The 17,339-nt window shown below is 76.5% G+C and carries 15 protein-coding genes; 12 read left to right on the forward strand and 3 right to left on the reverse strand.

Going from position 1 to position 17,339, the window contains the following annotated elements; genetic code table 11:
* Positions 1-123: 123 nt before the first annotated feature.
* Positions 124-1,260: a DUF3866 family protein gene (locus ACI8AD_RS21830; RefSeq protein WP_456872630.1), complete on the reverse strand. Its 1,137-nt coding sequence runs from the start codon at positions 1,258-1,260 to the stop codon at positions 124-126.
* 78 nt (positions 1,261-1,338) lie between these two features.
* Here ACI8AD_RS21830 and ACI8AD_RS21835 point away from each other — a divergent pair, with 78 nt between their 5' ends.
* The 5 genes from ACI8AD_RS21835 (at position 1,339) to tatC (ending at position 4,897) form a co-directional block, all read left to right on the forward strand.
* A complete protein-coding gene (locus tag ACI8AD_RS21835; protein WP_456872631.1) occupies positions 1,339-2,328 on the forward strand; it encodes a helix-turn-helix transcriptional regulator in 990 nt (329 codons plus the stop codon).
* Complete coding sequence (locus tag ACI8AD_RS21840; protein ID WP_456872632.1) at positions 2,325-3,305, forward strand: helix-turn-helix transcriptional regulator; 981 nt, start codon at positions 2,325-2,327, stop codon at positions 3,303-3,305. The genes ACI8AD_RS21835 and ACI8AD_RS21840 overlap by 4 nt, the downstream gene beginning before the upstream one ends.
* A gap of 10 nt (positions 3,306-3,315) precedes the next feature.
* The gene (locus ACI8AD_RS21845; RefSeq protein ID WP_456872633.1) at positions 3,316-3,528 is read left to right on the forward strand and encodes a hypothetical protein; all 213 of its coding nucleotides are present in this window, start codon (positions 3,316-3,318) and stop codon (positions 3,526-3,528) included.
* Positions 3,529-3,612: 84 nt separating this feature from the next.
* Positions 3,613-3,954, forward strand: coding sequence for a Sec-independent protein translocase subunit TatA (gene tatA / locus ACI8AD_RS21850; protein WP_456872634.1), 342 nt, complete (start codon positions 3,613-3,615; stop codon positions 3,952-3,954).
* 19 nt (positions 3,955-3,973) lie between these two features.
* The gene (gene tatC, locus ACI8AD_RS21855) at positions 3,974-4,897 is read left to right on the forward strand and encodes a twin-arginine translocase subunit TatC (protein WP_456872635.1); all 924 of its coding nucleotides are present in this window, start codon (positions 3,974-3,976) and stop codon (positions 4,895-4,897) included.
* Between the two features lie 93 nt (positions 4,898-4,990).
* Here the strand turns inward: tatC and ACI8AD_RS21860 are convergent, their stop codons facing one another.
* Positions 4,991-6,490 (reverse strand): FAD-dependent oxidoreductase, encoded by a 1,500-nt coding sequence (locus ACI8AD_RS21860; protein ID WP_456872636.1) that lies wholly within the window; start codon positions 6,488-6,490, stop codon positions 4,991-4,993.
* Positions 6,491-6,681: 191 nt separating this feature from the next.
* Between ACI8AD_RS21860 and ACI8AD_RS21865 the strand changes: the two genes are divergently transcribed.
* From ACI8AD_RS21865 to ACI8AD_RS21875, 3 genes are all read left to right on the forward strand, one after another.
* Positions 6,682-7,617 carry a diacylglycerol kinase family protein gene (locus ACI8AD_RS21865; protein ID WP_456872637.1) on the forward strand — a complete coding sequence of 312 codons (936 nt, stop codon included), beginning with the start codon at positions 6,682-6,684 and terminating at the stop codon, positions 7,615-7,617.
* A gap of 158 nt (positions 7,618-7,775) precedes the next feature.
* Positions 7,776-10,622 (forward strand): DEAD/DEAH box helicase, encoded by a 2,847-nt coding sequence (locus ACI8AD_RS21870; RefSeq protein ID WP_456872638.1) that lies wholly within the window; start codon positions 7,776-7,778, stop codon positions 10,620-10,622.
* Between the two features lie 126 nt (positions 10,623-10,748).
* A complete protein-coding gene (locus ACI8AD_RS21875; protein ID WP_456872639.1) occupies positions 10,749-11,363 on the forward strand; it encodes a DUF4333 domain-containing protein in 615 nt (204 codons plus the stop codon).
* Positions 11,364-11,407: 44 nt separating this feature from the next.
* Here the strand turns inward: ACI8AD_RS21875 and ACI8AD_RS21880 are convergent, their stop codons facing one another.
* The gene (locus tag ACI8AD_RS21880; protein ID WP_456872662.1) at positions 11,408-12,415 is read right to left on the reverse strand and encodes a 5'-3' exonuclease; all 1,008 of its coding nucleotides are present in this window, start codon (positions 12,413-12,415) and stop codon (positions 11,408-11,410) included.
* Positions 12,416-12,518: 103 nt separating this feature from the next.
* Between ACI8AD_RS21880 and ACI8AD_RS21885 the strand changes: the two genes are divergently transcribed.
* The 4 genes from ACI8AD_RS21885 to ACI8AD_RS21900 all read left to right on the forward strand — a co-directional run bounded on the left by ACI8AD_RS21885 (position 12,519) and on the right by ACI8AD_RS21900 (position 17,319).
* On the forward strand, positions 12,519-13,658 hold the full coding sequence (locus ACI8AD_RS21885; protein ID WP_456872640.1) for a M24 family metallopeptidase: 1,140 nt from the start codon (positions 12,519-12,521) through the stop codon (positions 13,656-13,658).
* On the forward strand, positions 13,633-14,118 hold the full coding sequence (locus tag ACI8AD_RS21890; RefSeq protein WP_456872641.1) for an Lrp/AsnC family transcriptional regulator: 486 nt from the start codon (positions 13,633-13,635) through the stop codon (positions 14,116-14,118). Before ACI8AD_RS21885 ends, ACI8AD_RS21890 begins: the two co-directional genes overlap by 26 nt.
* Before the next feature lie 13 nt (positions 14,119-14,131).
* Positions 14,132-15,022: a DMT family transporter gene (locus ACI8AD_RS21895; RefSeq protein ID WP_456872642.1), complete on the forward strand. Its 891-nt coding sequence runs from the start codon at positions 14,132-14,134 to the stop codon at positions 15,020-15,022.
* Positions 15,023-15,267: 245 nt separating this feature from the next.
* On the forward strand, positions 15,268-17,319 hold the full coding sequence (locus ACI8AD_RS21900; protein WP_456872643.1) for an intein-containing Rv2578c family radical SAM protein: 2,052 nt from the start codon (positions 15,268-15,270) through the stop codon (positions 17,317-17,319).
* Positions 17,320-17,339 lie beyond the last annotated feature (20 nt).

Here is a 17,339-nt window from a genome sequence, read left to right on the forward strand (position 1 = left end):
CTACCAGGACAAGCGCACTGTGGTTTGAAAGGACCAGTTAAAGAGCTTCGACGTGGTGGTCGTCAACCACAGCGCCAGCAGGGGACCCGGGCCCCGCCGCGCCCGCCCACGGCCTCGGGCGGGTCAGTCGGGCAGCGGCACCCGCAGGGCGGCGTAGCGGCCGGCCGCGGCGGCCGCGAGGAAGTAGGCGCGCTCCTCCGGCCAGCCGCGGCCCATGGTCGACAGCGTCACCGGCGACAGCTGCAGCGCCTCGTCGAGCCCGTCGACGTCGACCCACACCACCCGGTTGCGCTCGGGCTGCCCAGCGAGGTCCTCCTCGACCTGCTGCCCGAGCTCCGAGCCCAGCCCGCGCGGGGCGACCAGCGTCACCCCGGCCAGCGCCACCCGGCCGAAGGCGGTCAGCGAGTGGTGCGACACCCCGCGGTGGCGGGGGCGCGGGTCGGCGTCGGAGATCCGCAGCGCCCCGATCGGCTCCCCGCCGAGCACGCTGACGGCGTTGCACGCCTCGCCGGCGGCGACCCCGGAGAAGCCCCACGGCGTGCCGGTGCCCAGGTTGCCCGGCCCCTGGGTGACGACGGCGACGTCGGCGCCGAGCACGTGCCGCGCGGCCAGCAGGCCGGTGTGCAGGGTGACCGCCTCGAGGTCCCCGCCGAAGGCCTGCCCGACGGTGACCACCCCGGTCAGCGACGGCGCCAGCGTGTGCAGCGTGCGGGAGAACCCGGCGACCAGCGCCCCGCCGTCGGTCATCACGTAGGCGACCCTGAGGTCGGGGTCGGTGGCGAACACCCCGATCAGCGCGGCCGGCAGCGCGGAGTGCAGGTCGGCGACGACGACCGGCATGCCGCCGAGGTCCTCGGCCTCGGCGATCGCGGCGTGGTGCTCGGTGTCCTGCTCGTCGACGCCCCGCACGCTGACCTGCATCGGCGTGTACCGCGCCTTGACCAGGTGCCCGGGGCCGGAGGGGTCCGGTGGCAGCCGGTCGGGGACGGCGACGACGAGCGCGTACCCGCCGGTGCCCAGCCGCTGCGCCCAGGCGGTGGTGTTGAGCAGCACCTCGTCGCCGACCTCGGGGACGCCGACCAGCGACGGGTGCGCCAGGGACCGCACCTCGCCGTCGCCGGGTACCTCCACGGTCAGCTCCACCGCGTCGCGCCAGCTGCGCCCGGTCGCCGTCACCCGCCCGCGTCGCCAGCGGATGCGCTGCCCGTTGCCCTGGACACTGCCCTGGACGCTGCCCGGCACGGTCGTCTCGTCCCCCACGCGGACACGCTAACGAGCGTCCCGGGCGGGCGCGGACCGGACCGGGTGCGATCGGCGCGGTCTGACTAGCCTGGGCCCGTGTCGGCGAAGCGGGCGGAGCGGCTGGTCAACCTGGTCATCGCGCTGCTCGGCACCCGCCAGTACGTGACCGCGGCCCGCATCCGCGCCACCGTCCCCGGCTACGAGCCCGACGACGGCACCGCGCGCGCCGACGAGGCGTTCAAGCGCATGTTCGAGCGCGACAAGGCCGAGCTGCGCGAGATGGGCGTGCCGCTGGAGACCGGGCGCACCAGCGTCTTCGACACCGAGGACGGCTACCGCATCGCCCGCGCCGACTACGAGCTGCCCGAGATCACCCTCACCGGCGAGGAGGCCGCCGCCGTCGGCCTGGCGCTGCGGCTGTGGGAGTCCGCGCAGCTGGCCGGGGCAGCGCACAGCGCGCTGGTGAAGCTGCGCGCGGCCGGCCTCGACGTCGACCCCGGCCGGGCGCTGCCCATCCAGCCGCGGCTGGACTCCGACGAGCCGGCGTTCGAGCCGGCCTACGCCGCCGCCCGCGACCGCCGGGTGCTGCAGTTCGACTACCGCCGTCCCGACGAGGCCGCCCCCGCCCGGCGCCGGGTGCAGCCGTGGGGGGTGGTGGCCTGGCACGGCCGCTGGTACCTGGTGGGCCAGGACCTCGACCGGCAGGCGCCGCGGGTGTTCCGGCTGTCCCGGGTGGTCGGCACGCCGAGGGCGGTGGGGCCGGAGAACGCGTTCGAGCCGCCGGCCGACCTCGACCTGGCCGCGGTGGTGGCCCGGCAGGCCGACCGCTCCGGCGGGGGAGAGGAGCACGTGGTGGTCGTGCGCGCCCGCCCGGGCACCGCGGTCGGGCTGCGCCGCGGGGCGCAGCCGCTGGGCGCCGGGGAGGACGGGGAGGACCGGCTGCAGCTGCGCACCACCGAGCCGTGGCGGCTGGCCGACCAGCTGGCCGCCTACGGTCCCGACGTCGTGGTGGAGGCGCCGGCGGAGGTGCGCGCGGCGGTGGTCGAGCGGCTCACGCGGCTGGCGGCCTCGGGGGAGCACGCGTGAGCACCCCGGCGACCACCGAGCGGATGACCCGGCTGCTGTCGCTGGTGCCCTACCTCACCGCGCGGCCGGAGGGTGTGCCGCTTTCGGAGGTGGCCCGCGACTTCGGCGTCCCCGAGCGGCAGCTGCGGCGCGACCTGGAGCTGCTGTGGATGTGCGGCCTGCCCGGCTACGGCCCCGGCGACCTCATCGACCTGTCCTTCGAGGGCGACCGGGTGCGGGTCACCTTCACCGCCGGCATGGTGCGCCCGCTGCGGCTGACCACCGACGAGGCCGTCGCGCTGGTGGTCGCGCTGCGCACGCTGCTGGACCTGCCGGGCCTGGCCGAGCAGGACGCGGTCAGCCGTGCGCTGGCCAAGGTGTCGGCCGCCGCCGGGCACGCCGCCGAGCGGGTGACCCCGGTGGCGCTGAGCGTCGACGCCCGCGAGCAGGCCCTCGCGGTGGTCCGGGAGGGCCTCGAGCGCGGCCGGGCGCTGCACCTGCACTACTACGTGCCCACCCGCGACGAGCGCACCGAGCGCACCGTCGACCCGATGCGGCTGCACCTGGTCGACGGGCGCTGGTACCTGGAGGCCTGGTCGCGGGAGGTGGCCGGGGTGCGGCTGTTCCGCCTCGACCGCATCGACGACGTCGAGGTGCTCGACGAGCCGGCCGCCCCGCCGCCGCAGGCCGCACCGCGTGACATCGCCTCGGGGGTGTACCAGCCGCCGCCGGACGCGCCGGTGGTGCGGCTGCGGTTGGCCCGCACCGCCCGGTGGGTCGCCGAGTACTACCCGGTCGAGGACGTCCGCGAGGTCGACGACCCGCCCGGCGGCCTGGCCGTCGCCCTGCGCACCGCCGACCTGGCCTGGGCGCGGCGGCTGGTGTCCTCCCTCGGCGGGGGCGCCGCCGTCGACGAGCCGGCCGAGCTGGCCGCGGCCGTGGCCGCCGACGCCCGCGCCGCGCTGGCCCGCTACGGGCTGGGGGACGCCGGGGCCTAGGGTCGGCGCCGTGCTGCTGTGGGTGGTCTGGATCGCCGTCGTCGTGCTGTCGCTGGTCGTGCTCGGCGCGATCGCCTTCGGCGTGCTCGGGGCCGGCCGCCGGCTGGCCCGCGAGCTGGCCGCCGCCGAGCAGGACGTGCGGCCGGTGCTGGAGCAGGCCCAGGCCACCGCCGCGCGGGCGGCGCGGCTGCAGGCCGGTGACCCGGGCGCCGGCACCCGCTGACCTGCGGCGGCCGGCCGCCGCGAACCTCGGGAACGGAGACCGCCGGGCGTAGCATCGCCCTCGTCCACTCGACCTGGAGGACGCATGAACCTCGGCCCGCTGGAGATCGGCCTGATCATCCTGGCCGTCCTGCTGCTGTTCGGCTACAAGAAGCTGCCCGACGCCTCCCGTTCGCTGGGCCGCTCGCTGCGCATCTTCAAGGGCGAGATGAAGGGCATGAAGGACGACGACGCCCGCCCCGCCGCGGCGTCCCCGGCGCCCCTGTCGTCGTTCACCTCGTCGTCGTTCACCTCGTCGCCGGTCCCGCTCGACGCCGCCGACCGCGACCGGCGGGCGCAGCTGGAGGCCGAGGCGGCCGCCGCGGAGGCGCGCGCGGCCGAGCTGCGGGCGCGCGCCGCCCAGCCCGGCGCCGCCGACGCCCGCTGACCGCCCGCGGGGCAGCGGCGTGAGCGGTCCGTCCCTGCGGCGTCGCCGGCGGCGGCCGCGGGACCCCGAGGCGACGATGACGCTCGTCGCCCACCTCACCGAGCTGCGCAACCGCGTCGCCAAGGCGCTGCTGGCGCTGGCGCTGGGCACCATCGCCGGGTTCCTCTGGTACGACCACGGGCTGCTGACCTTCCTCAGCGAGCCCTACTGCTCGCTGCCGGCCGAGCTGCGCTTCCAGGGCGAGGAGAACTGCCGGCTGGTGGTCCTCGACGTCTTCGGCGGCGTGCTGCTGCGGCTGAAGATCGGCCTGATCGCCGGGGCGGTGCTGTCGAGCCCGTTCTGGCTGTGGCAGCTGTGGGCGTTCATCACCCCGGGCCTCAAGCGCAACGAGAAGCGCTACGCGGTCACCTTCGTCGCCGTCTCCACGCTGCTGTTCGCCCTGGGCGCGGTGCTGGCCTACATCACGCTGTACAAGGGCCTGGAGCTGCTGCTGCAGCTCGCCGGTGACGAGGTGGCCTTCCAGCTGACCGCCCCGGACTACCTGGGCTTCGTCATCAGCCTGCTGGTCGCCTTCGGGCTGAGCTTCGAGCTGCCGCTGATCGCCGTCGCGCTCAACCTGGTCGGGGTGCTGTCGCACGCGGCGCTGGCGAAGAGCCGGCGGTGGATCTTCTTCCTGACCATCGTCTTCGCCGCGTTCGTCACGCCCACCCAGGACCCGTTCACCATGCTGGCCATGGCGCTGCCGATGGTGGTGCTGTTCGAGCTGGCCATCCAGGTCGCCCGCGTCGTGGACAAGCGGCGGGCCCGGCGCGAGGCGATCGAGCACTTCCACGGCCTGTCCGACGACGAGGCCTCCCCGCTGGACGCGGCGCCCACCCTGCCGGAGCAGCTGCTGGCCGGCGACGCCGCCCCGGCCGACGGCCCCGGCGCCCGCTCCCGCTGAGCACCCCGCACCCGCACACGGACGAACGAGGGCCCGCCGCTCCGAGCGGCGGGCCCTCGTCCGTGCCGGTCCCGGGGTGCCGTGCCAGCCGTGTCAGCGGACGGCGGCGTCCGGCGCCCAGGCCGCCAGCGCCTCCACCAGCCGCCGCCGCGGCGGGCCCACCGGTGCTCCCGGCGGCGGGCCGCCGGCGGGCCGCTCGTCGGGCGACTGCCGGGGCGGCCCCGGGCGGAACGGCCCGCCGTCGTCGGCGGTGACCGCGCTGTCGCGGGGGCGCCCGGCCTGCGGCGGCGGGCGGCCGGGCAGCCAGCCCTGGGCGAGCATCTCCGCGACCCGGGGGCGCACCGCGTCCAGCGCCGCCGGCGGGTCGACCAGGTGGAAGTGCCGCAGCACCGCGCGGGCCACCACCGGGTCGGCGCCGGCGGCGGCGAGGACGAGGAAGTGGGGGACGGGCGCGGCGCGGTCGGGCCCGGCGCCGGCCGGCGGGCCGGTCATCGGCGGGCGGCCGTCGCGCACGTTGCGCCAGGCCTGGGCGCGGGCGACGTCGGTCATCCGGGCGTCGTCGAACCACGCGCGCAGCTCGCCGTCGACCCAGGCGTCGACCTGCGCCCGCCACGCGCGGGCGTCGTCGGGGGCGGCGGCCACCGCGGCGGCCAGCCGCAGCGCGTGCGTGATGGCAAGCGCCGAGCCGCGGCCGAAGTGGGGGTTGGTGGTGCAGACGGCGTCGGCGAGCGGGTGCAGCCCCAGCGGCGCGGCGTCGTCGAGGGTGCGGAAGGTGCTGCGCAGGCCGCTCATGACCATGACCGGGGAGACCGGCTCGGCCCGCTCGGGGTCGGTCCACTCGGCGGCCAGGGGCACCACCTGCGTGGCCGCCTCGAAGGCCGCCTGCTCGCGCAGCGGGTCCAGCTCGGGGTCGTCGGGCAGGCGGGTGAAGCAGACGGTGAAGGTGCCGGCGTCGTGGGGGAAGACCAGCAGCGTGTAGCCGTCGCCCTCGGCCACCGAGATGACGTTGCGGTTGACGGTGCCGAACGCGGCGCCGGGCCGCAGCCGGTAGCGGCGGGAGACGTACACCTCGTCGGCGGGGACGTCGACCTCCTCGCGCAGCCACGGGCGGGAGAGCCGCCCGCGCCGGCCGGTGGCGTCGACGACGAGGTCGGCGGGCAGCAGCGTGCCGTCGGCGAGCCGCACCCCGGCCACCCGGTCCCCGTCGACGGCGACCTCGCTGACGGCGGCCTCGACCCGCGTCACCCCCGGCTCGGTCTCCACCGCGGTGCGCAGCACCCACTCCAGCGTGCTGCGGCGGCACCACAGGGCGGTCAGGTCGTCGGGGAGGGCCACCGGGCGGGCCCCGCGGTCCAGCAGCGCCTCGAGGACGTCGGGCAGCGCCGCGGCCAGCTCCGAGTACAGCCGGGCCAGCAGCGCGTGCGGCTGGTGGAACTGGGCGACACCGCGCCGCTGCCAGTCCTCCACGCCCGCGACGTCGCCCGGGCGCGGCGCGGGGTCGCGGTCGACGAGCCGGACCTCGTGCCCCTGCCGGGCGAGGGCGAGGGCGGTGGTGAGTCCGGAGATGCCGGCACCGGCGATGACGACCTGCATGACTCCTCCAGGATGGGCTCACCCGGATCCGGCGGGGAGGTCGGTCGGTGAGGTCGGGATCGGTTGCGGGGTGAGACGAACGCCGCGTCATCATGCACCTGCACCGGCCGGTGTCACAGCCGCGCGGGCACCGTCGGTGGCAATGACGCACGAACGTGTCACACGGCGCCCGGCGGCCGGTCGGAGAGGGGGTGGGCAGCGGTATGGAGGTCGCCGTCCTGGTCAGCCCGGCCGCCGGGCGCGGCCGGGCCCGGGTGGTCTCGACCGCCGTCCTGGCCACCCTGCGCCGCGCCGGGCTGGTGCCGCGGGTGCTGGCCGCCGCCGGCCGGGAGGAGGCGGAGCGGGCCGCCGCCGACGCCGTCGCCGCGGGCACCGGCGCGGTGGTGGCCGTGGGCGGGGACGGCGCCGCGCACGCCGCGCTGCAGGCGGTGGCCGGGACGGGCACGCCGCTGGCGGTCGTCCCGGCCGGCACCGGCAACGACCTCGCCCTCGCCCTGGGCGTCCCGCCGGAGCCGGTGGCCGCCGCGGCCGCGGCCGCCGCCGACCTGCGCGCCGGGGCCCTGCGCACGGTGGACGCCGGGCGGGCCGGCGGGCGCTGGTGGGCCACGGTGCTGTGCTGCGGGTTCGACTCCGCGGTGACCGACCGGGCGAACCGGCTGCGCTGGCCGCGGGGTCCGCGCCGCTACGACGTCGCGATCCTCGCCGAGCTGGCCCGGCTGCGGCCGCGGGAGGTGGTGCTCACACTCGACGGGGCGGCGCGGACGGTGCCGGTGACGCTGGTCGCCGTCGGCAACACCGCCTGGTACGGCGGGGGGATGCGGGTCTGCCCGGCCGCCGACCCCGCCGACGGGCTGCTCGACGTGACCGTGGTCGGCCCGGTGTCGCGCCGGGAGCTGGTGCGCACCCGCCCGCGGCTGACCGCGGGCACCCACGTCGGGCACCCGGCGGTGAGCGTGCACCGCGCCGCCCGGGTGGAGCTGGCCGGGGCCGGGCTGACCGGCTACGCCGACGGGGAGCCGGTGGCCGCGCTGCCGCTGGTGGCCGAGGCGGTGCCCGGCGCGCTGACGGTGGCCGGCAGCGGCCGTGGGGGCGGCCAGGGTCGCGGGGGCCACGATCAGGTGACCTGATCGTGGCGGGTCCTCCCGCACGGTGGGAGGTGCGGGAGGACGCCCGGGGGTGCGGGAGGACGCGGGTCCGGCCCGTCACTGGTTGACCGTTATCCCCAACTTACGTACACGGCCGACCGGCCCGGCGGCCCGGCAGGGGAGCGCCTAACGTGGAGAGCATGTCCAGCCCCGCCGAGCGGTACGCGGCTGCCCGGCGGCGCAGCGCGCACCCGACCCTCGCCGACTTCACCGCCGAGCTCGGGTTCTCCCTCGACCCGTTCCAGGTGGAGGCCTGCGAGGCGCTCGACCAGGGCGCCGGCGTGCTGGTCTGCGCGCCCACCGGAGCCGGCAAGACCGTCGTCGGCGAGTTCGCGGTGCACAAGGCGCTGGCCGAGGGGCGCAAGGCGTTCTACACGACGCCGATCAAGGCGCTGTCCAACCAGAAGTACAACGACCTCGTCGACCGCTACGGCGAGGAGCGGGTCGGGCTGCTCACCGGGGACAACGCGATCAACGGCAACGCGCCGGTGGTGGTGATGACCACCGAGGTGCTGCGCAACATGCTCTACGCGGAGTCGCCGGCGATCGACGGCCTCGGCTACGTGGTCATGGACGAGGTGCACTACCTCGCCGACCGCTTCCGCGGCGCGGTGTGGGAGGAGGTGATCATCCACCTCCCGCAGTCGGTGACCCTGGTGTCGCTGTCGGCCACGGTGAGCAACGCCGAGGAGTTCGCCGACTGGCTGGTCACCGTGCGCGGCCACACGAGGGTCGTCGTCAGCGAGGTGCGGCCCATCCCGCTGTGGCAGCACATGCTCGTCGGCAGCCGGGTGTTCGACCTGTTCAGCCTGCGCCCGGCCGCACACGCCGCCGAGCAGGGCCAGGACCCGCGCCAGCAGTCGACCCGCGACCGCGGCGCCAGCGTCGTCGATCCCGAGCTGGTGCGCTACGTCCGCGAGCACGAGCGCCGGCTGGACACCTGGGGCGGCGGCAACGGCGGGTCCCGCCGCGACCGCGACTGGCACCGGCCCCGCCACCGCCCGCCGGCGCGCTCGGAGGTCGTCGAGCGCCTCGACCGCGCCGGGCTGCTGCCGGCGATCACCTTCATCTTCAGCCGCAACGGCTGCGACGCCGCCGTCGCCCAGTGCCTGCAGTCCGGGCTGCGGCTCACCGACGAGGCCGAGCGGGCCGAGATCGCCCGCATCGTCGACGAGCGCACCGACGGCCTGCCCGACGAGGACCTGCACGTGCTCGGCTTCTGGGAGTGGCGCGAGGGGCTGCTGGCCGGGATCGCCGCCCACCACGCCGGGCTGGTGCCGGCGTTCAAGGAGACGGTGGAGGAGTGCTTCGTCCGCGGCCTGGTCAAGGCCGTGTTCGCCACCGAGACCCTCGCGCTGGGCATCAACATGCCCGCCCGCACGGTGGTGCTCGAGCGGCTGGTGAAGTGGAACGGCGAGGCGCACGTCGACGTGACCCCGGGGGAGTACACCCAGCTCACCGGGCGGGCCGGGAGGCGCGGCATCGACGTCGAGGGGCACGCCGTCGTCGTGTGGGCGCCGGGGATGGACCCCTCGGTCGTCGCCGGGCTGGCCAGCACCCGCACCTACCCACTGCGCTCGAGCTTCCGGCCCAGCTACAACATGGCGGTCAACCTGGTCGGCTCCTTCGGCCGGGCCCGCGCCCGCGAGCTGCTGGCCTCCTCCTTCGCCCAGTTCCAGGCCGACCGGTCGGTGGTGGGGCTGGCCCGGCAGGCCGCGCGGTCCGAGCGCGACGCCGAGCGGTTCGCCGCGGAAATGGCCACCGAGGGCGGGGACGTGCTCGCCTACGCCCGGCTGCGCCGCGAGATCGCCGACCGGGAGAAGGAGCTCTCGCGCGACTCGGCCGCCAAGCGCCGCATCGAGGCCGCCGACGCGCTGGCCGCGCTGCGCCCCGGTGACGTCATCCGGGTGCCCTCCGGCCGCCGGCAGGGGCTGGCGGTCGTGCTCGACCCGGGCATCACCGACCTGGCCGACCCCCGGCCGCTGGTGCTCACCGAGGACAAGTGGGCCGGCCGGCTGGGCAGCGTGGACTTCCCGACGCCGGTGAGCGCGCTGGCCCGGGTGCGGGTGCCGAAGAACTTCAACCACCGCAGCCCGCACGCCCGCCGCGACCTGGCCGCCACACTGCGCACCGCCCGCGTGGAGAACGACCTCGGCGCCCGGCGGGTCAAGAACCGCTCGGCCGCCGCCGACGACCCGGTGCTGGCCGACCTGCGCCGGGCGGTGCGTTCCCACCCGGTGCACGCGCTGCCCGACCGGGAGGAGCGGGTCCGGTTCGCCGAGCGGTACCTGCGCGCGGTCGCCGACGCCGAGGCCACCCACCGGAAGATGGCCGAGCGCACCGGGTCGCTGACCCGGCAGTTCGACCGCACCTGCGACGTCCTCGAGGAGCTGGGCTACCTGGTGCCCGAGGCCGCGCCGCTGGTGCCGGCCGACACCGCGGAGCCCACCCCCGTCGACGACGTCCCGCGGGTCACCGAGGAGGGCCGCCGGCTGGCCCGCATCTGGTCGGAGGGCGACCTGCTCGTCGCCGAGTGCCTGCGCGCGGGCGCGTGGCGCGGGCTGGGCCCCGCCGAGCTCGCCGCCGCCGTCTCCACGCTGGTGTTCGAGGCCCGGCGGGAGACCCCCGGGCAGCCGGCCGTCCCGGCCGGGCGGGTCGCCGGCGCGATCGGTGAGATGCGCCGGATCCGCTCGCGGCTGCAGGACGTCGAGCTCGACCGGGGCCTGCCGGCGACCCGCGACCTCGACCTCGGGTTCGCCTGGGCCGCCTACCGGTGGACCGACGGGCAGACCCTCGACCGGGTGCTCGCCGGCGCCGAGCAGGCCGGCACCGAGCTCTCCGGCGGCGACTTCGTGCGGTGGGCGCGCCAGCTCGTCGACGTCCTCGACCAGCTGGCCAAGGTGGCCGACGAGTCGGTGGCCGGGGTGGCGCGGGCGGCGGTGGGCCGCATCCGCCGCGGCGTGGTCGCGGTCGCCGTCAGCGGCTGACCCGGGTCGGACGGCCGCGGCGCGGAGCGGCCGGACGCGCCGCCGGGTGGTGCACAATCCCCCCGCTCCGGTGACGCAGTGTCATCGGAGGACCCGTCCGGGTCGACGGAACGAGCAGGAGCGACGATGACCAACCCCCCGCAGGGTGGCCAGCCGGGGCAGTACGGGCAGCCGGGGCAGTACGGCGGGCAGCAGCCCGGCTACCCGCAGCCCGGCCAGTACGGCCAGCCGGGTGGGCAGTACGGCCAGCCCGGGCAGTACGGGCAGCAGCCGGGCCAGTACGCGCAGCCGGGCCAGTACGGGCAGCAGCCCGGGCAGTACCCGCAGCCGGGCCAGTACGGCCAGCCGGGGCAGTACGGGCAGCAGCCGGGGCAGTTCGGGCAGTACGGCCAGCCCGGGCAGTACGGCCAGCCGGGCGGCTACGGGCAGCAGCCGAAGAAGTCGCGGACCGGCCCCCTCATCGGGACGGCGCTGGCACTGGTGGTCATCGCGGTCGCGATCGTCCTGGCGCTGGCACTCGGCCAGGACGTCCTCGACGCCGGCCGCGCCGAGAGCGACATCGCCGAGCAGTTCGAGGAGACCTTCGGCGTCGGCATCGAGGTCTCCTGCGACCAGGAGATGGTGGTGGAGGACGGCGCCACCTACGAGTGCGCGGGCACCACCGAGGACGGCGAGGACGTCACCATCCGGGTCGCGATCACCGACGCGGACTCCGCCGCCTACACCTGGGACGTCGCCTGAGCTGACGGGCAGCTGCGGCCGGTGTCCGCGCGGTCCAGGACGTCTCAGTCCAGGACGTCTCGGTCGAGGACGTCTCGGTCGAGGACGTCTCGGTCGAGGACGTCTCGGTCGAGGACGTCTCGGTCGAGGACGTCTCGGTCGAGGGCGTCGGCCGGCCAGCCCAGCGCGGCGCCCAGCCGCCCGAGCGAGGACCCGATGCCGTGCCGCTCGGCCAGGCCGGCCAGCGCCGCGGCGTCGGCCGGCCGGCGGGGCAGCGTCCCCTCCACCGCCGGCAGGTCGATCCCGCGCGCCACGGCGACCACCACCGGGGCGGCGTCGAGGTACTCCGCCCCGGCGTGCAGCCGCTTGAGGACGGCGGCGGTCAGCGGCGGGCGGGGGACGGCGGTGCGCGCGGCCGCCGCCCGGATCCCGGCCAGGTCGCCGAACTCGCTGATGAGCGCCGCCGCCGTCTTCGCGCCGATACCGGCCACCCCGGGCAGCCCGTCGCTGGGGTCGCCGCGCAGCACCGCGAAGTCGGCGTAGGCCCGCCCCGGGATGCCGTACTTCGCGGTGACCGCGGCCTCGTCGACCACCTCGATGTCGGTGATCCCGCGGGCGGTGTAGAGCACCCGGACCCCGCGGGCGTCGTCGACGAGCTGGAAGAGGTCGCGGTCGCCGGTGACCACGTCGACCGGCCCGCGGGCGCGGGTGGCCAGCGTGCCGATGACGTCGTCGGCCTCGTAGCCGGGCGCCCCGACGCGGGCGATGCCGGCGGCGGCCAGGACCTCCACGAGCACCGGCACCTGGGGGCCGAGCTCGTCGGGGGTCTCCTCCCCGCCGTCGGGGGACAGCCGGTGCGCCTTGTACGACGGCAGCGCCGCCACCCGGAACGCCGGGCGCCAGTCGTCGTCCCAGCAGGCCACCAGCCGGTCGGGGCCGTGCGCGGTCAGCAGCCGGGCGGTCATGTCCAGGAAGCCGCGGACGGCGTTGACCGGGCGCCCGTCGGGGGAGGTCACGCTGGTCGGCACGCCGTAGAAGGCCCGGAAGTAGAGGCTCGCGGCGTCGAGCAGCATGGTCGTCACGGGCGGGGACGGTAACGGTCGGGGGATCCCCGGCGGGAGCGGCCGGTGCCCGGGGCCGGTGTCCTGCGTCGGTGTGCGGGGTTAGTGTCCGGGCGTGGCAGACAGCACGGGGGCCCTCGTCAGCATCGACCGGGTGCACGCCGCGCGCGCCGTCGCCGCCGAGCTCGGCGTCGACGTCGTCGTCCTCACCCCGGGCTCGGACCTGCGCTACCTGTGCGGCTACCACGCCCACGCCATGGAGCGGCTGACGGCGCTGGTGGTGCCCCGCAGCGGTGAGCCGCTGCTGGTGGTGCCGCGGCTGGAAGCGCCGATGGTCGACGCGAGCCCGGCCGGCGCCCTCGGCCTGGACCTGGTCGCCTGGGACGAGACCGACGACCCCTTCGCCGTCGTCGCCCGCGAGGCCACCGCCCGGCTGGGCGCCGCGCCCACCCGGGTCGCCGTGGGTGCGCGCACCTGGGCCGAGCACGCCCTCGGCGTGCACCGGGCGCTGCCGGGCTCGGCGCTGGAGCTCGCGACGCCGGTGCTCGACCGGCTGCGGATGGTCAAGACCCCGGCCGAGGTCGAGGAGCTCGCCGCGGCCGGTGCGGCCATCGACCGGGTGCACGCCCGGATGGGGGAGTGGCTGCGGGTGGGCCGCACCGAGGCCGAGGTGGGCGCCGACATCGCCGCGGCGATCCTCGCCGAGGGGCACGTCGCCGTCGACTTCACCATCGTCGGCTCCGGGCCCAACGGCGCGAGCCCGCACCACGAGCTCTCCGACCGGGTGGTGGGCGCCGGCGACGTCGTCGTCGTCGACATCGGCGGGGAGACCGCCACCGGCTACCGCTCCGACTGCACCCGCACCTACGCCGTCGGCGAGGAGCCCGGCGCCGAGGTCGCCGAGTGGTACGCCGTGCTGCAGGACGCCCAGCAGGCCGCCGTGGCCGCCGTCCGGCCCGGCGTCACCGCCGAGCAGGTCGACGCCGCCGCCCGCGACCGCATCGCCGCGGCCGGCTGGGGGGAGCACTTCATCCACCGCACCGGGCACGGCATCGGCCTGGACACCCACGAGGCGCCCTACATCGTCGCCGGCAACGACCTGCCGCTGGAGGCGGGCATGGCGTTCTCCGTCGAGCCGGGCATCTACCTCGCCGGCCGGGCCGGCGCGCGCATCGAGGACATCGTCGTCTGCACCGACGAGGGCGTGCGCGCCCTCAACCAGGGTCCCCGTGCGCTCGTCGTCCTCCCCGGCTGACCCCGGCGGGGAGCACCCCACCACGCCCGACGTCGACCGGGCGCTGCTGGCGATGCTGGCCCGCGACGGGCGCGCCAGCTACACCGAGCTGGCCGCGCGGGTGGGGCTGTCGGTCTCGGCGGTGCACCAGCGGGTGCGCCGCCTCGAGCAGCGGGGCCTGATCACCGGCTACCGCGCCACCGTCGACGCCCGGCTGGTGGGCCTGGGCCTGACCGCGTTCGTCTCCATCACCCCGCTCGACCAGGCCCACGCCGACGACGCCCCGGCCAAGCTGGTGCACCTGGACGCCATCGAGGCCTGCTACGCGGTGGCCGGCGTGGAGAGCTACCTGCTCAAGGTGCGGGTGGCCTCCCCGGAGGCGCTGGAGGCGCTGCTGCGGGAGATCCGCACGACGGCGAACGTCAGCACCCGCACCACCGTCGTGCTGTCCACCTCCTACGAGGACCGTCCTCCCGTCTGAACCCGGAGGACCGGTGTCGGAAGCCGACGTGGCCCGCGGGATCGGGGACCACCTGCCCGGCACGCTGCTGGCCCTGCTCGCCGCGGTGCTCTTCGGGGTGGGGTCGGTGCTGCAGCACGAGGCGGCGGCCCGGGCCGCGACCGGCGGGCGGCTGCGGATGCGGGCGATGGTGCGCCAGCGCACCTGGCTGCTGGGCCAGGCGACCACCACGAGCGGGACCGGCGCCCAGGTCGCCGCCCTCGCCCTCGCCCCGGTGTCGCTGGTGCAGCCGCTGCTCGCCGGGGAGCTGGTGGCCGCCCTCGCGGTGCGGGCGGCGCGCTCCCGGCGGTCCCCGAGCCGCCGGGAGTGGACCGGTGCGCTGCTCACCGTGGGCGGGCTGGTGGTCTTCGTCGTGGCGGCCCGCCCGGGCCGGGCGACGGCCGGGCCCCCGCCGGCGTGGGCGTCGGTCGCCGCGGTCGTGGTGGCGGTGCTGGCCGTCGCGCTCACCGCCCGCCTCGGGTCCGGCAGCGCCGCGGCGCTGGCCTGCGGTGTCACCGGGGGCCTGGCCGCGGGGGTGGCGGCGGTGCTGGTCTCGGCGGCGCTCGGCGTGCTCGCGACCGACGGGCCGGCCGCCGCGCTGCTGCGCCCCGAGCCCTACGGCGCCGTCGTGGCCTCCGTCGTCGCCCAGGTGGGCGCGCAGCAGGCCTACGGTCGCGGCTCGCTCGCCTGGTCCCTGCCGGCCCTGGTGGTGGTCGACCCGCTGGCCGCGGTGCCGGCGGCCCGGCTGCTGCTGGGAGAGCACCTCGAGCCCGGGCACGCGCTGGTGTGGGGCCCGGCCGCACTGGTCGCCGTGATCGGCGTCGTGCTGCTCACCCGCACCGAGCCGCGCCCACCTCCGGTGGCGGCACCCGCGGCCGGGAGCTGAGCGGTGTCCTGGCCGCCCGTCGTCGGTCTCGTGAGCCGTTATCCCCAACACCCGCAAAACCTGATAGGGAAAGCGACGAACCGCTCACCGCCGACAGGGGCGACTGGACATCTCGTCGAACGTGTGTTCGCATCGGTCCGTGCGCTGGGAGGGGCAGCGGCTGGACGCCGACGACGGGACGCTGCTGCCCGGCATGCCGAGCGCCCGCGGTCTGCTGCGCAGCGTGCAGGTGCCGGAGTTCCCGGGTGACGTTGCACGAGGTGCTGGCCCGGTCGGCGCTCAACGAGGTGCCCGCGGACTCGCGCATGCCGTTCCGCTACACGATCAACCCCTACCGGGGCTGTCTGCACCAGTGCGTGTACTGCCTCGCGGGTGACACCCGTGTCCTCATGGCCGACGGCGACCAGCGACCGATCGCCGATCTGCGCGTCGGGGATCGGATCGTCGGGACCGAGCGCCGCGGGACCTACCGGCACTACGTCGAGACGGAGGTGCTCGCGCACTGGGGCACGACCAAGCCGGCTCACCGGGTGACGCTCGCCGACGGGACGGAGATCATCGCCAGCGGTGACCACCGCTTCCTCAGCGCACGGGGGTGGAAGCACGTCACCGGGACGACGTCGGGGCACGCGCGGCGTCCTCACCTGACGACCAACGACGAGCTGCTCGGCTTCGGCCGGTCCGGTGCCACGCCGCCGAACTGCACCGAGTACCGGCGAGGATGGCTCACCGGGATGATCCGGGGTGACGGGCACCTGGGTGTGTACCGCTACCAGCGGCGCGGACGTCGACACGCCGATCAGCACCGCTTCCGGCTGGCGCTGATCGATCCCGAGGGACTGGACCGCGCCCAGACGTACCTGGCCGAGATCGGCATCCGCACCGACCGGTGCGACCTCTCGGCGGCCACACCCACCCGACGTGCACTCACCGCGATCCGGACCTCGGCGGCCGCGAGCGTCGCCCGCATCACCGAGCACATCGCGTGGCCGGACCGGCCGAGTGACGCGTGGCGACGCGGCTTCCTCGCCGGCATCTTCGACGCCGAGGGCAGCCGCAGCGGGCACACGGTGCGGATCGCCAACACCGACCCCGAGATCCTGGGCCACACGCAGGCTGCGCTCGTGTCCTCGGGCTTCGATGCGGTCCTCGAGGACCGACGCCGCCCCGACGGACTGACCTGCGTCCGTGTCCGTGGGGGTCTGCGTGAGCACCTGCGCTTCATCCACCTCGTCGACCCGGCGATCCGGCGCAAGTGCGGGGTGGCGGGCACCGCGGTCACGAGCGATGCCGATCTGCGCATCGTCGAGATCCAGGACCTCGGCCTGGAGATGCCGATGTTCGACATCACGACAGGCACCGGCGACTTCGTCGCCAACGGGGTGATCAGTCACAACTGCTACGCCCGGTCGACGCACGAGTGGCTGGACCTCGACAGCGGCCGCGACTTCGACACGCAGATCGTCGTCAAGACCAACCTCGTGCAGGTGCTGCGCCGGGAGCTGGCGCGGCCGTCGTGGCGCCGCGAGCACGTGGCGCTGGGCACCAACACCGACCCCTACCAGCGCGCCGAGGGGCGCTACCGGCTGATGCCGGGGGTGATCCGCGCGCTGGCCGACTCCGGGACGCCGTTCTCCGTCCTCACCAAGGGCACCCTGGCGCGCCGCGACGTCCCGCTGCTGGCCGACGCCGCCCGCGACGTCCCGGTGGGCTTCGGTGTCTCCCTGGCCATCTGGGACGACGACCTGCACGCCTCCCTCGAGCCCGGGGTGCCCTCTCCGCGCGCCCGGCTGGACCTGGTCCGCGCGGTCACCGACGCCGGCCTGCCGTGCGGGGTGTTCCTGGCGCCGGTCCTGCCCGGCCTGACCGACCGGCTCGCCGACCTCGACGCCGCGCTGGCGGCCGTCGCCGCGGCCGGTGCCACGGGGGTCACCGTGGTCCCGCTGCACCTGCGGCCGGGCGCCCGCGAGTGGTTCTCCGCCTGGCTGGCGCGCGAGCACCCCGCGCTCGTGCCGCGCTACCGGCAGCTCTACCGGGGCGGCGCCCACGTGCCGGCGGAGTACCGCTCGTGGCTGGCCGAGCGGGTGGAGCCGCTGCTGCGCCGGCACGGCCTGGACCGGCACGCGAGCGGGCAGGCGCGGGCCGGGCAGGCGCCGTCGGGGGTGCCCGGTGACGGTGAGGCCGCGTTCCCGGCCGGCAGCCTGCCTCCGGCGGGCGAGGCCCGGCCGGTGCGGCGAGGCGGGAGGCGCGCGGCGCCGCCGCCCGGGGGCGTCCCGGGGCAGCTGTCGCTGCTCTGACCCGCGCGGGGGAGGGGAGG

This window comes from Geodermatophilus sp. SYSU D00766, from assembly GCF_054049915.1.